The sequence below is a fragment of the Mycoplasmopsis gallinacea genome (genome assembly GCF_012220205.1).
Lineage (GTDB): Bacteria > Bacillota_I > Bacilli_A > Mycoplasmatales > Metamycoplasmataceae > Mycoplasmopsis > Mycoplasmopsis gallinacea_A.
Window position 1 is genome coordinate 225,538 of sequence record NZ_CP047225.1, and the last position, 13,985, is coordinate 239,522.

Below are 13,985 nucleotides of genomic sequence, written 5' to 3' on the forward strand. Positions count from 1 at the left end.
CTGGAAGGTTTTTTAATTTAAAAAGTGCTTGTGAAAAAAATATTATTTTAGACCCAAAAAATGCACATTATTTTTGTATCTGGTAAAACAAATACACAAAATTATATAATTATTATGGGTAATAAAATTACCATTTAAGGGGGGGATATGAAACATAAACTTGGATTTAAATCACTTATTTTAGGCGCATTTGCAACTTCATTACTTGCTTTAAATAGTTTTAATATAAGTTCTCAATCTAACTTAGAATATAAAAAGGGGAACTTTTAGTTTCGAAAATCAGGTAATTTCTTATGATGAATTTAAGTCAAAATACTAATAAAAGATTAATTATCCATTCTTGTGCTTTACAGTCAATAATTTTTCTTTTATTAACATATGGTCTATCAATCCGTCTCTTTGATTGAATGATAGTATATGATAGTTATTATAGTGGGTGATTCTGATTTTTTATCGAAATTGAAATTTGTTTATATGTTTTCGTTGTTTTAACAATGATTATTTCTAAAATACCGCTAATAAACTCTTTTAATTCTTGAAAAACTAAATTATTATATCTTTTCACGTTCGGTATCTTCTTGTTAAAAGTAAAAGATGAAAATATTGCTAATTTTAAACTGCTAAGAAAAACGAATTTAATTATGATTTTTGTATGAAGTTTTATATTCTTAAGTTTTTTGCTTTTGTTCATTATTGGTTCTTTAGTAACAAATAATGCTATATCTCCAGGGACATGAGATATTATATTTTATGAATCTATTATTTTTTTACCACCTTTAATACCATTAGTTTTTAATTTATTTTTATATAAAAAATCTTTATCCTTAACTAAATAATAACTTAATAATTAAACACAAATACAGAGTAAAAAGTTTATAACTCTTGATTTGTATTTTTTATATTCTTTTATTGATAACTTAATATTATTGTTATATAATAATCATATTACTAAATAGTAATATAGAAAGGAAACTATGAGTTTTAAACTTTTTCAATATATAAAATTCCTATCACAAATAATTTTGAAGAAAAAGACTACTATAATTTTGCCTATTATTTTTTTAGCGCTTGCGATTGTGTCGTCAATAACAATTGCTTCCTTGAACCTTCAGCAAAATTATTATTTAATTTCAAAATATTTTTATGGGTTTTTAATGTTGATTTTTACAGTGCTTTTTGGTTCTTTAAAAGCACTAAATATTTATAAAGACCTTGAAAACGAGGGGATTGATTTAATCACTTTATCAAAACCAATCTCGAGAAAGTCGATTTTTTTAGGTAAATTAATTGCTTTTTACTTATTTAATTTACTTTGATCACTTTTAATTTTTGTTTGTTCTGCTATCTTTTTAGCTAGCTTGAATAAAAGTGCTTTTGATATAACTTATTTATTTTTATCATTTTTAATCTCTTTCTTTTCATTTGCAATTTTTGGACTAATCACTTCCTTGATTGCTTTTAAATTTAATTCAAAAATTGCAATGACAGCACCATTGGCTATCATTGCCCCACTAACCTTATCAGGTAGCTTTATTTCATCTAATTCAACACCAAGCAACAACAATATTGCTTATTATCTCAATTCAAAATACCAATATCACAAATCAGGTAATGAAAGTGATACTGAGAAATTTTATTTAAAAAATGGAAAAGATGCTTTCTTTATAGTTCCGAACGGTTATCAAAATATTGGATTTAGCAATAAGCAAAAAAGTTATATTGAAAAAAGCGTTGCTTTATCTAAAAACTCAGCTAAAGAATGACAAATATTCTCTTGATTATCACTTCCTTATCAACTAGTAGATATTTTAAATACTGAAAATAAAGATGTTTTTGGTTCATTAAATACGCTTAAAGAATCAAATTTAGATCAGTACATTAATTACTCAAATTTAGAAAGTAATATCTATTCTTATAAATTAAATAAAAAACCTGAAATTATTAAATTAGAAACACTTGCAGTATTAAAAGGTGCAAAAGAGCAAAGTTATATTGTGCCAGGAATGTTAAAAAATGAGAGTCAAATTGAGAATTTAGTAAATACAGATATCATTTTCGCTAGAGAAAATGCTGATAATTTTGACATTTCTTTCCCAGAAGATGAATTTGTTTATGCTTCACCAAATGATTTAGTTGGTTCCTTAAAATGAACATTTATGAAGGAAATTCTAAATGATGCAGTTTTTGTTTCTGAAGCAACAAAATTAATTGAAAAAACAGTTAAGGAAACTAATTCAATAACTGATGAACTTCAAATCAAATCTAAATTTATTACAAATATTCAAAACTACATAAATAATGAAAACTCACTTTTAAATTTATACGAAAATAAAGAGATTGCTATCTTTGATCCATTTGCTTTAAAAGAAAGAAAAATTAGTAGTTTAACTGAAAAGAAAGTTTATCTTGCAAGTGCATTTTTATACTACTTATATTTTTCTAATAATGATTCTAAATTGCTAAGAGCAACACTTAAAAATGAAAGAATAAGAGATGCTTATGAACCATCAATTTTCAAAATTCAAATTGGTGAATTTAACTATCAAATAGGTGGATATGCATCATATGAGAAAATTCAAAAAGTTCAAGATCAAAAAGTTGTTATCAGATATAACTTACAACCAAGTAACAATTTCTTATTTCAAAAAGTTCAAGAAGTTTATTCAATCCAAAGAGATACTAAAGTTGTAAATAAAAACCTTTATGTACTTTTATGAATTACGCTTGCCCTTATTTTAACAATCACTAACACTTACATTTACACAAGAAAGGACTATAAATAATGAATAACATTTTGGAAATTAAAAATTTATCAAAGATTTATAAAGGTTCTTCACGCGGTGTAAGTGATATTTCATTTAGTGTAAAAGAAGGTGATTTTCACGCTTTTATTGGGCAAAATGGGGCAGGAAAAACTACAACAATTAAGTCAATCATTGGTTCATACCTGAATTATGAAGGAGAAATTCTTATTAATGGAATTTCTTCTAAAGAACCTCAAAGCAAAGATTTTCTTGGATATGTGCCTGAAAATGCTATTTTCCCCCCAGAACTCACTACCGAAAAATACTTGTTATATTTAGCTTCTCTTTCAGGAGTTTCAAATCAAAAAGCAAAAGAAAAAATTATTGGTTTTCTTGAAAAATTTAAGATTGCAGATTTAAAAAATGAAAAACCAATAAACTTTTCATCTGGACAAAAGAAAAAGGTTTTATTGATTCAAGCGCTCTTACACGATCCTAAAATTATTATTTTAGACGAACCTGCTGCTAATTTAGACCCATTAGCTAGATACGAATTATTTAGCACACTTTTAGAGCTTAAAAAAGAGGGTAAAACTATTTTTATTAGCTCACACGTATTAAGCGAGATTGATAAATTTGCAGATTCACTAACATTAATTGATTCTGGAAAGATCTTATATTCAGGTATAAAAGAAAAATCGCTCGAGGATATATTTTATGAAAAAGTGATTGCTAAATAGTCTTGGTACTTCAATCGTTTTACCTGCTTTTCTTGCTTTTTCTTGCCAAAAAAATGTAACAAATACTAAAAAATCAATAACTCTTAAAAAAGTGGATACATTCCAAAATAACAAATCAATTAATTTTTTATTAAACAAATTTTTCTCTAATAATGAAAAAGAAATTTCTACCTTCTTAAATAATCAAAATAATATTAATAACTCTAAATTTGATGAATTAAAATATGCTTTATTATGGTTTGAACCTTTTAGATCTATTTCTAATGAGAAAGCCGGTGGTTTTGCTTCCTTAGTGGATGCATCCAGAAAAATACTTGTTAATAACTTAGATAAAAATTGGTTTTGATTTTTAAAAAACATCAAAAACTCTTCCTTTATTTTTAACCCCTATGGTAGTTATTACTCAGCTTTTTCTAATGAACAAAATGATTTTGAATATATTCAAGAAAAATTCCCCTCACTTTCACTTAATCTTGAATCTAATGAGATCATAGATCATTTAGTGGTTGACATTCCGCAAAGCGCATATGACGTTTATGACCAAAAACAAGCCATATACTTAATTTACTCAAGCAATTTTGCAATTAAATTTTATAACTGAAATAATACTGAAAAATTATTAATTCCTGATGTATATTATCTTCCTGATGCTCAAAACATTGAACAAACTAAAGAAATCTTAACCACTTTTGAAAATCAAATTTGATCTGAATATAACCAATGAATAATAGATGAAATTGAATATCAAAAGGGTTATAATGACCCAAGCTATGATCCTGAAAATACAAAGCAAAAATTTAATGACAAACATTTATTAACTCAGTTTAATCGAGTTGCTTATTCATATATGAGCAAAATTGCTATAAATAATTTAAACGCTAATCAAAAACAAATTTACAAATTTACTTGAAAGGATATTAATGAAAATTCATAAATTATTACCTTTAGTTTCATTTTTAGCACCTTTAAGTTTATTTTCTTGTGCAAATTATCAAAAAAGCACAGAGCTATCTAATTTAATTGATAGTTCTTCAAATGTACTTCAAAACGACCAAAGCGAAAAAGAGAAAATGACTAAATTTGTTTTAGATTCAATTTTAAATAAACAATTTAAAAATAGCCAAGTTAATAGAGTTGCTTTTATAAATTCACAAAATAATGAAGCTAACATAACTGCCTTTTTAGAAAAATCACAGCAATATAGTCAAATAATTTTAAATTCAAACGAGAGCGATCAAATAGAGGAAGCTAAAATAAACTTAAAAAACTTATATAACAAAAATTGATTAATTTTGTTAAATCACCTTAATAAACTTCACATTCATTTTGATAATTGATACTACTTTCAAGACTATAATTCAGATTTAAAAAATTCAGCTCACTCACAAGAATTCAAAGATAAAATTGAGCACTCTCTTAACTTCCCTAGACCTTGAACTGAAGAATATAAAACCGAGCTTTTCCTAAATCCTGATGCTAAACCTAAATTTGAAGTTTTTTATGATACAAAAATTAAAAACCTCTTTTTAGACGAAATTATCGAAGGTGAAGAGTCAGCTGAAATGCCTAATACTACTATTTTTTATGTTTTAAAAGATAAATTGCTCTTTAGAATAAAAGTAAATAATGAAAATGTAGAAATTCAAAATATCATCTACTTTGACAAAAGTAAAAGCAAAATTTCATTAAATCTTATTTCAAATATTGTTCATAGTGGATTTGTGCATAATGATCAAGAAGGATATGATCGTTTAGAAGAAGATATTGTGAATAAATATCGTTACAATATGCCTTCAGAAGTTTTATTAGTTAATAAAGGAGAGAAAAATGAAAATTAAAAAGTTAATTCCGTTTTTTCTAATTGCTCCTGTTTCTTTATTTTCCACCTCTCCAATTAATGTACAAAATTCAAATAATATCTCTACTAAAAATGAATCAACCACTGAAGATAAATGAAACATCTTTATTGAACAAAAATACGTTCAATCAATCCTAAATAGAATTTATAAAAGTGATGACACAAAGAAAAATGAATATATTCAATCTCAAAAAGATTTAGGACAAGAATATAGTAAAGAAATTAAAAAATGACTATATTTTGGAAACAATGTTGCTAAAACTTTTGATTATGATGGAAAAAGTTTTTGAAACTCTAATACCATGCCTTACGCGCTAAAACAAGCTCGGAATAAACTTGATGAACTTTACAAAAAGAATTGGTTATGATTTTTATTTAACTTAGAAAACTTAGAATTTGCTTATTATCCACAATTTGACCAGTTTCAAGGTTCATCTGCAAATATCGGGTTAGAAACTCAAGAAAATGCATTGAAACTTAGTTCGTTTTATACACCAAAAAGTAATCAAATTTTAGACTATGCTGTTCAAATCCAAGATTATGACGAGTCTAAAAATATCAACTACTTTCTTTTAACTAATGAAGGTTTTATCATTGATATCGAAATTAACGATTACAATGATCCTGAATATGATGACGACATTACAATTTCCGCTTATCTATCAATTTATAGCGGTGTAATTAACAAGAAAAATATCAAAGATATCTTTAATATCAATAAATATGTTTTAGACTCTAAAGATTTTTATGAAGTAGAATCTGATAAAAGCCGAGAAATATTATTTAAAGAACATTATGGTGGTTCTATTCTAAGGTTCACACTTTATGATATTAAAATTGATAATTAAAAAAATATCTCTTAAAAATAGAGATATTTGCTCGATTGTAATTTGCATTGCAACGCGGGGGGGGTCAAAAACACAAGAAAAAAAGGCATGGCTACACGCCACGCTTTTTTTCTTGTGTTTTTGTTTCTTTTAAATTTATTAAAATTTTTTTGTGGTGTTTTTGCAAAGGATCCACATAAATGAATTATAAAAGAATTTGTTTCAAAAATAGGGCACAACTAGAACTTTTTTTAAAAGATTATTCGATTTCTTTAGAAAAAATTGCAAAAATTCTTGGTTTTTCAAAATCTACAATATGAAGAGAAATAAAAAATAATTCGACCGAAAATGGGTATATAGCTGAAGAAGCTGAAAACAAATCTAAAATAAGAGAAAAATGAAAAAATCAATTTAAATTGGAATCTGATTTTTATTATTACAAAGACTTCACAAAAGTGTTTTTAGAAAACTTTGACAATACTTATTCAGGGGTAAAAATTACCTGATTCAAAATAAAGAATCATTATGATTTTCCAATACCTACAATAAAAACAATTTACAATTGAATGAATAGCGGGTTATGAGCTTTGACAATAAAAAACAAGCTACGTCCGCGTTATAAAAAAGGTGGAAAAAGAACTGGTGACACAATAACAAGACTTGTAGGTAATAGATATGTTATACCAATAACTTTTAGACCTAAAAATGTTAATGATAGATCTGAATTTGGACACTGAGAAGCTGATTTAATTGTCGGTAAAAAAGGAAAAACCACTGCACATTTATTAACCTTTGAAGAAAGACAAACTCGTTATGGATTGATAAGGAAAGTACCTGACAAAAATCCGTGAAATGTAGCAAAAGTGTTGTTTGAATTAATCAAAGAAAAAAGACTAAATGTTAAATCTATAACTATTGATAACGGACTTGAATTTAAGTCGTTTTTCATGATTGGTTATAGGTTGCAAATTAAAATTTATAAAGCTGATTCATATGCTTCTTTCCAAAAAGGATCAATTGAAAATTTTAATGGTTTAATAAGAAGAAAATATCCAAAGAAAACGAATTTTAGCAAAATATCCGATGAAGAAATTATGGAAACAGAAAAACAAATAAACAATATGCCAAGAGAAATTCTTGATTATTTTTCAGCTGATGAGTTATTTTTCGATTTGAATTATTATAAAAAACCTTGAGATTCAAAAATACAAGAAATCCAATTATATGATCGTGCTTTTAGAAAAAGAAAGTCCAATACTGAAAGAAACAAATTCTTCAAATGATATAAAAAATAATTCATAAAATTTAAAGAAACACCACAAAAAAACACCATCCCATATGTTGCGTTGGGAGTGGTGTGCTCGATTGTAATTTGCATTGCAACGCGGAGGGGCAAAAACACAAGAAAAAAAACATGGCTGCACGCCACGCTTTTTTCTTGTGTTTTTGTTTCTTTTAAATTTATTAAAATTTTTTTGTGGTGTTTTTGCAAAGGATCCACATAAATGAATTATAAAAGAATTTGTTTCAAAAATAGGGCACAACTAGAACTTTTTTTAAAAAATTATTCGATTTCTTTAGAAAAAATTGCAAAAATTCTTGGTTTTTCAAAATCTACAATATGAAGAGAAATAAAAAATAATTCGACCGAAAATGGGTATATAGCTGAAGAAACTGAAAACAAATCTAAAATAAGAGAAAAATGAAAATATCAATTTAAATTGGAATCTGATTTTTATTATTACAAGGAATTCACAAAAGTATTTTTAGAAAACTTTGACAATACTTATTCAGGGGTAAAAATTACCTGATTCAAAATAAAGAATCATTATGATTTTCCAATACCTACAATCAAAACAATTTACAATTGAATGAACAGTGGGTTATGAGCTTTGACAATAAAAACAAGCTACGTCCACGTTATAAAAAAGGTGGAAAAAGAACTGGTGACACAACAACAAGACTTGTAGGTAATAGATATGTTATACCAATAACTTTTAGACCTAAAAATGTTAATGATAGATCTGAATTTGGACATTGAGAAGCTGATTTAATTGTCGGTAAAAAAGGAAAAACCACTGCACATTTATTAACCTTTGAAGAAAGACAAACTCGTTACGGATTGATAAGAAAAGTACCAGATAAAAATCCGTGAAATGTGGCAAAAGTGTTGTTTGAATTAATTAAAGAAAAAAGACTAAATGTTAAATCTATAGCTATTGATAACGGACTGGAATTTAAGTCGTTTTTCATGATTGGTTATAGGTTGCAAATTAAAATTTATAAAGCTGATTCATATGCTTCTTTCCAAAAAGGATCAATTGAAAACTTTGATGGTTTAATAAGAAGAAAATATCCGAAGAAAACGAATTTTATCAAAATATCGGATGAAGAAATTATGGAAACAGAAAAACAAATAAACAATATGCCAAGAGAAATTCTTGATTATTTTTCAGCTGATGAGTTGTTTTTCGATTTGTATTATTATAAAAAACCTTGAGATTCGAAAATACAAGAAATCCAATTATATGATCGTGCTTTTAGAAAAAGAAAGTCCAATACTGAAAGAAACAAATTCTTCAAATGATATAAAAAATAATTAAAATTTAAAGAAACACTACAAAAAACACCACCTCATATGTTGCGTTGGGAGTGGTGTTTTTGTTGCACTGGAGATTACACTCAAGCACACCATCCCATATGTTGCGTTGGGAGTGGTGTTTTTGTTGCACTGGAGATTACACTCAAGCAAATATCTCTTAAAAATAGAGATATTTTTTAATACATTAAATAGTTTTTGCTTGTAAATGGTTTTTGATTATATAAATAAACCAAAAACGGATGAAGCAATAAAGTTATAATGGTAATAAAAATAAATTCAGCAATTGCATTAATTCAAATTAAAGTTAGTCAACCTTTAACAGTAAGCCCAATGTTTAAATCTGAAATTTCATTGTGAACAAGGATAAAGGCACTCACTAAAAAAGTATTTAATAAAGGTGTTGTCATTCCTATTATTGCTGTTTTTCAAAGCTTTGGCTTACCTAAAACTTTAATAATTAGGTAGACAATTATCCCTAATAATAAACGTGGAATGATTGAAATATCAGGGAAGACAAATAAAATTCTTCCAAACACTAGAGCAGCTATAAATGAACCTAGCCCAATCATAAAACCAATAGAAGCACCTAATTTTTCTAAGTGATAACACCCAATAATGATGATTATTGGTACAAAAGTAATCGAAATATCACCAAGACTAATATAACCTAGATTAGGAACTAGCGATAAAAGCAACACTATTGCAAAATAAATACTTAAATAAGTGATTTTTCTTACCATTTTAAATCTCCAAGTATCTATAATTATATAAAAAAGCTTGTTTTTGTCTAAAAAACAAGCTTAAAGAAAATAAAAAAAGCAGCTCCCTATTTTCACCTTTCGGCTATCGTCGGCACTAAGAGGCTTAACTACTGAGTTCGGAATGGTATCAGGTGATCCCTCTTGCTATCGCTACTAGTGAAAATATTATAGCACCATTTTTTAAAACACAAAATATTTTTTTAAAAATTTTTTCTGGTTTTTTAAAAACCACTTGCTTTTTTAATTAAACTGCTGAAATTAAGGAGTAAAAATCTTTTGTTTATTTTAATCAACAAAAATTATTTTTTACCATAATTTATTAAAATTGTATATATGAAAATATTAATAATTGCTTCTTCTAGTGTTGCTATCAAAAAATTAGAATCTCTTATAAGCAATTTGGAAGAACTTAATTGAGAAATTAAAATTCTTTTTACCAATAAAGCTGGTGAAATTTTTACTTTTTCAACAGAAAGATATAATGATTATGTTTTAAACCAAAATAAAGATATGGAAGATTTTGTGCATAATCCTTCATTTCACGTTGAATTAGCTAAAGAATTTGATCACATTCTTATTTATCCAGCTACATTTAACACAATTAATAAATATGCTAATGGAATTGCTGATAGCCTTGCTACCACTATTTTAGCTATGGGATTTCATAATAAAACAATCATTGCTCCTGCAATGAATTTGAATATGTATCAAAATCCCATCTTGCAGACAAGCATTGAAAAACTGAAAAAACTAGGTGTAACTTTTATTGGCCCAAATTACGGAATTCTTCAATGTGGAGATATAGGGCTCGGAAGAGTTATTGAACCTTATGAAGTTGTAGGTTTTTTAACTAACCAAAACAAACCTAAACTTTTAATTTCAATTGGTTATACCAATGTTTATTTAGATGATGTTAGAACTGTGAGTGTTAAATCAAGCGGACAAATGGGTATCTTTTTAGCTAAAGAACTCTCTAAATACTTTGATTTAACAATTATTAATGCCAATATTTCACAACTTAATAATTACTTCGATTCACGCACTAAAATCATTAATGTAGATTCTGTTTTTGAGTACCAAGAAGCAGTCTTTGAGTACATCAAAAAAAATGATGTCTTTGTGTCGGTTGCTGCTGTAAGTGACTTTATTTTTGAAAAACATGAAGCTAAAATTAAAAAATCAGATAGCGTAAGTTTTGAATATAAAATCGGAATGGATGTTTTAAAAGAAGTTTCTGCTCTTTACCCAGATAAAATTAAAATCGGTTTTGCTCTTGAGAGTCAAAACCTTCTAGAAAATGGGACTAAAAAGCTTAAAACTAAAAAATTAGACTTAATTGTGGTTAATAATAAAAATACATTAAAAAGCCAATTTTCAACTGGTTTTTTAATTGAAAAAGATGGATTTAACGAATTTGCTCAAATTTCAAAACACAACTTAGCTCAATTAATTAGCGAAAAGGTTTATAGAATATGAAAAGAAAAACAATAGTTTATGATGTAGGTAACACTTATGTAAAATGTGGGCTTTTTGAAAATAAAAAACTTGTCAAAGTTGAGCAAATTCACACCGAATCTTTTAATGATGATTCAGTTGCGCACTTAAATTCCGTTTTTGAAATTTTGCCTGAAGATAATGTTGTTTATGGAAGTGTTGTAAAAAGAGTTAGCAAAATTTTGAAAGATTTTTATAGTGCAGATTTCAAGAATTTATTTGAAATTAATTCATCTTTAAAATTTAATTTTTCATTTGGTAAAATAGATAAGCAAAAGGTAGGAACTGATATCCTTGGAGCTTCATATTATGCTTGCAAAGAACAAAAAGATAGCATGATTTTTCTTTTTGGTACAGCTGCCGTTGCTATAAAAATTAAAGATTACAAAATAAAGGGAGTTTCAATTGCTCCTGGTATTGGTTTTGCTTTTAATAAACTGCTTGAGCAAGCAGATGGTTTAAAACACTTACAATTTAGCTACACTAAACAAATAGCAATGGGGACAAACACCATTGATGCGCTAAAAATGGGGTTTAATATGCTCCGTAGAGGTTTTATTCAAGCGCACTTAGATATTTTAAAAACCAGTGAAAAAGAAAACTACACAAGGCCATATGTTAGTGGTGGTGATATTAAAAACATTTGCAAAACCAAGCACAAAGTAGTAGATAATATTGTTTTAAAAGGTTATTATCAAATTTTTGAAGATAACTTTAATCTTTAATTTTGCCAAATTATAATTCAAACTTAGAAAGTGGGTTTATTATGAAATATGTATTTGCTTACGATTTAGATGGAACATTGTTAAGAAAAGATAATTCAGTGCATCCCTTTACATTAGAAGCGCTTAAAAAGGTAGAAAAAAATGGGCACATTAATGTTATAGCTACCGGTAGAGGTGTTTTAAAAGTAATTCCTCTTATCAAAAATAAAATTCTTGAAGGGATTGATTACATTGTTTGTTCAAATGGTTCATTAATTTATGATGTGCTCAATGATAAAATTACAGTTCTTGCTTCACTTCATCCTTCAGCTTTTGAGGTTGTTAAAAGATATGCAATTGAAAAGGAGCTTATTTTAACAATTGACACTGATAAATACAACGGTTCATTTATTTCTCAAAATGATCAATTCCCAAGTTGATTAAGTCAAAAGCAAATTATGGATTTAAATTTACTTCATAGAGCAACTCTTGAAGAAATGGAAAAAGTTGTTTATGATCCAAATTCAAAAATTACTCAAATGGCGCTTAGAAACCCAATTGAAACAGCCTTAGAGACCACAAAACAAGTTGAATCTGAATTAGATCCTGATCTTTATGAAGTATATTTAACTAATGAAGTTTACACTGATGTTAATCCACGAGGAGTTTCAAAAATTACTGGTTTATACAAACTTTTAGAAAACTTAAACTTATCAAAAGACTCTCTTGTAACTTTTGGTGATTCAGGAAATGATGTTCATATGCTTGAAGGAGCAGCTATTGGTGTTTCAATGGGAAATGGAACTGATGAAGCTAAAGCAGCTGCAAATATAGTTATTGGCGATCATGAAAGCGGAACAATTGGAGAATACATTTTATCATTAACAAATTTAAACTAAATTAACCAATAAATTGGTTAATGCTTGAGTGTAATCTCCAGTGCAACAAAAACACCACTCCCAACGCAACATATGGGATGGTGTTTTTTTGTGGTGTTTCTTTAAATTTTATGAATTATTTTTTATATCATTTGAAGAATTTGTTTCTTTCAGTATTGGACTTTCTTTTTCTAAAAGCACGATCATATAATTGGATTTCTTGTATTTTTGAATCTCAAGGTTTTTTATAATAATTCAAATCGAAAAATAACTCATCAGCTGAAAAATAATCAAGAATTTCTCTTGGCATATTGTTTATTTGTTTTTCTGTTTCCATAATTTCTTCATCGGATATTTTGCTAAAATTCGTTTTCTTTGGATATTTTCTTCTTATTAAACCATTAAAATTTTCAATTGATCCTTTTTGGAAAGAAGCATATGAATCAGCTTTATAAATTTTAATTTGCAACCTATAACCAATCATGAAAAACGACTTAAATTCAAGTCCGTTATCAATAGTTATAGATTTAACATTTAGTCTTTTTTCTTTGATTAATTCAAACAACACTTTTGCTACATTTCACGGATTTTTGTCAGGTACTTTCCTTATCAATCCATAACGAGTTTGTCTTTCTTCAAAGGTTAATAAATGTGCAGTGGTTTTTCCTTTTTTACCGACAATTAAATCAGCTTCTCAGTGTCCAAATTCAGATCTATCATTAACATTTTTAGGTCTAAAAGTTATTGGTATAACATATCTATTACCTACAAGTCTTGTTATTGTGTCACCAGTTCTTTTTCCACCTTTTTTATAACGCGGACGTAGCTTGTTTTTTATTGTCAAAGCTCATAACCCGCTATTCATTCAATTGTAAATTGTTTTTATTGTAGGTATTGGAAAATCATAATGATTCTTTATTTTGAATCAGGTAATTTTTACCCCTGAATAAGTATTGTCAAAGTTTTCTAAAAACACTTTTGTGAAGTCTTTGTAATAATAAAAATCAGATTCCAATTTAAATTGATTTTTTCATTTTTCTCTTATTTTAGATTTGTTTTCAGCTTCTTCAGCTATATACCCATTTTCGGTCGAATTATTTTTTATTTCTCTTCATATTGTAGATTTTGAAAAACCAAGAATTTTTGCAATTTTTTCTAAAGAAATCGAATAATCTTTTAAAAAAAGTTCTAGTTGTGCCCTATTTTTGAAACAAATTCTTTTATAATTCATTTATGTGGATCCTTTGCAAAAACACCACAAAAAAATTTTAATAAATTTAAAAGAAACAAAAACACAAGAAAAAAAGCGTGGCGTGTAGCCATGCCTTTTTTTCTTGTGTTTTTGACCCCCCGCGTTGCAATGCAAATTACAATCGA

Annotated in this window: 12 protein-coding genes, 1 rRNA gene and 1 pseudogene; 11 read left to right on the forward strand and 3 right to left on the reverse strand. The window is 27.0% G+C overall.

Annotated elements, in window-relative coordinates:
• Window positions 1-147 precede the first annotated feature (147 nt).
• The 8 genes and pseudogenes from GOQ20_RS04730 to GOQ20_RS00925 all read left to right on the forward strand — a co-directional run bounded on the left by GOQ20_RS04730 (window position 148) and on the right by GOQ20_RS00925 (window position 8,768).
• A complete protein-coding gene (locus GOQ20_RS04730; RefSeq protein ID WP_268896787.1) occupies window positions 148-270 on the forward strand; it encodes a hypothetical protein in 123 nt (40 codons plus the stop codon).
• An 884-nt stretch (window positions 271-1,154) separates the two neighbouring features.
• Entirely contained in the window at window positions 1,155-2,783 is a 1,629-nt protein-coding gene (locus GOQ20_RS00895; RefSeq protein ID WP_167845041.1) for an ABC transporter permease, read from the forward strand.
• Window positions 2,783-3,484, forward strand: coding sequence for an ABC transporter ATP-binding protein (locus GOQ20_RS00900; RefSeq protein ID WP_167845042.1), 702 nt, complete (start codon window positions 2,783-2,785; stop codon window positions 3,482-3,484). The genes GOQ20_RS00895 and GOQ20_RS00900 overlap by 1 nt, the downstream gene beginning before the upstream one ends.
• Window positions 3,462-4,418, forward strand: coding sequence for an aromatic motif membrane protein (locus GOQ20_RS00905; protein WP_167845043.1), 957 nt, complete (start codon window positions 3,462-3,464; stop codon window positions 4,416-4,418). The genes GOQ20_RS00900 and GOQ20_RS00905 overlap by 23 nt, the downstream gene beginning before the upstream one ends.
• On the forward strand, window positions 4,405-5,322 hold the full coding sequence (locus tag GOQ20_RS00910; protein ID WP_167845044.1) for an aromatic motif membrane protein: 918 nt from the start codon (window positions 4,405-4,407) through the stop codon (window positions 5,320-5,322). Before GOQ20_RS00905 ends, GOQ20_RS00910 begins: the two co-directional genes overlap by 14 nt.
• On the forward strand, window positions 5,312-6,190 hold the full coding sequence (locus GOQ20_RS00915; RefSeq protein ID WP_167845045.1) for an aromatic motif membrane protein: 879 nt from the start codon (window positions 5,312-5,314) through the stop codon (window positions 6,188-6,190). Before GOQ20_RS00910 ends, GOQ20_RS00915 begins: the two co-directional genes overlap by 11 nt.
• Window positions 6,191-6,369: 179 nt before the next feature.
• Window positions 6,370-7,464 carry an IS30 family transposase gene (locus GOQ20_RS00920; RefSeq protein WP_233091228.1) on the forward strand — a complete coding sequence of 365 codons (1,095 nt, stop codon included), beginning with the start codon at window positions 6,370-6,372 and terminating at the stop codon, window positions 7,462-7,464.
• 210 nt (window positions 7,465-7,674) lie between these two features.
• Window positions 7,675-8,768: pseudogene (locus GOQ20_RS00925) on the forward strand (IS30 family transposase).
• 179 nt (window positions 8,769-8,947) lie between these two features.
• On the opposite strand, the gene GOQ20_RS00930 reads toward GOQ20_RS00925, so the two are convergent.
• Together GOQ20_RS00930 and rrf are read right to left on the reverse strand one after the other, a co-directional pair.
• Window positions 8,948-9,511: an ECF transporter S component gene (locus tag GOQ20_RS00930; protein ID WP_167845046.1), complete on the reverse strand. Its 564-nt coding sequence runs from the start codon at window positions 9,509-9,511 to the stop codon at window positions 8,948-8,950.
• A 73-nt stretch (window positions 9,512-9,584) separates the two neighbouring features.
• Window positions 9,585-9,690: ribosomal RNA gene (rrf, locus tag GOQ20_RS00935) — 5S ribosomal RNA — on the reverse strand.
• A 175-nt stretch (window positions 9,691-9,865) separates the two neighbouring features.
• Between rrf and coaBC the strand changes: the two genes are divergently transcribed.
• The 3 genes from coaBC to GOQ20_RS00950 are packed head-to-tail and all read left to right on the forward strand — an operon-like array spanning window position 9,866 to window position 12,629.
• Window positions 9,866-11,023, forward strand: a complete 1,158-nt coding sequence (gene coaBC, locus GOQ20_RS00940) for a bifunctional phosphopantothenoylcysteine decarboxylase/phosphopantothenate--cysteine ligase CoaBC (RefSeq protein WP_167845047.1) — start codon at window positions 9,866-9,868, stop codon at window positions 11,021-11,023.
• The gene (locus GOQ20_RS00945) at window positions 11,005-11,751 is read left to right on the forward strand and encodes a type III pantothenate kinase (RefSeq protein WP_167845048.1); all 747 of its coding nucleotides are present in this window, start codon (window positions 11,005-11,007) and stop codon (window positions 11,749-11,751) included. The genes coaBC and GOQ20_RS00945 overlap by 19 nt, the downstream gene beginning before the upstream one ends.
• A 41-nt stretch (window positions 11,752-11,792) precedes the next feature.
• Entirely contained in the window at window positions 11,793-12,629 is an 837-nt protein-coding gene (locus GOQ20_RS00950; RefSeq protein ID WP_167845049.1) for an HAD family hydrolase, read from the forward strand.
• A gap of 115 nt (window positions 12,630-12,744) precedes the next feature.
• On the opposite strand, the gene GOQ20_RS00955 is transcribed toward GOQ20_RS00950, so the two are convergent.
• A complete protein-coding gene (locus tag GOQ20_RS00955) occupies window positions 12,745-13,839 on the reverse strand; it encodes an IS30 family transposase (protein WP_233091228.1) in 1,095 nt (364 codons plus the stop codon).
• Window positions 13,840-13,985: the final 146 nt, after the last annotated feature.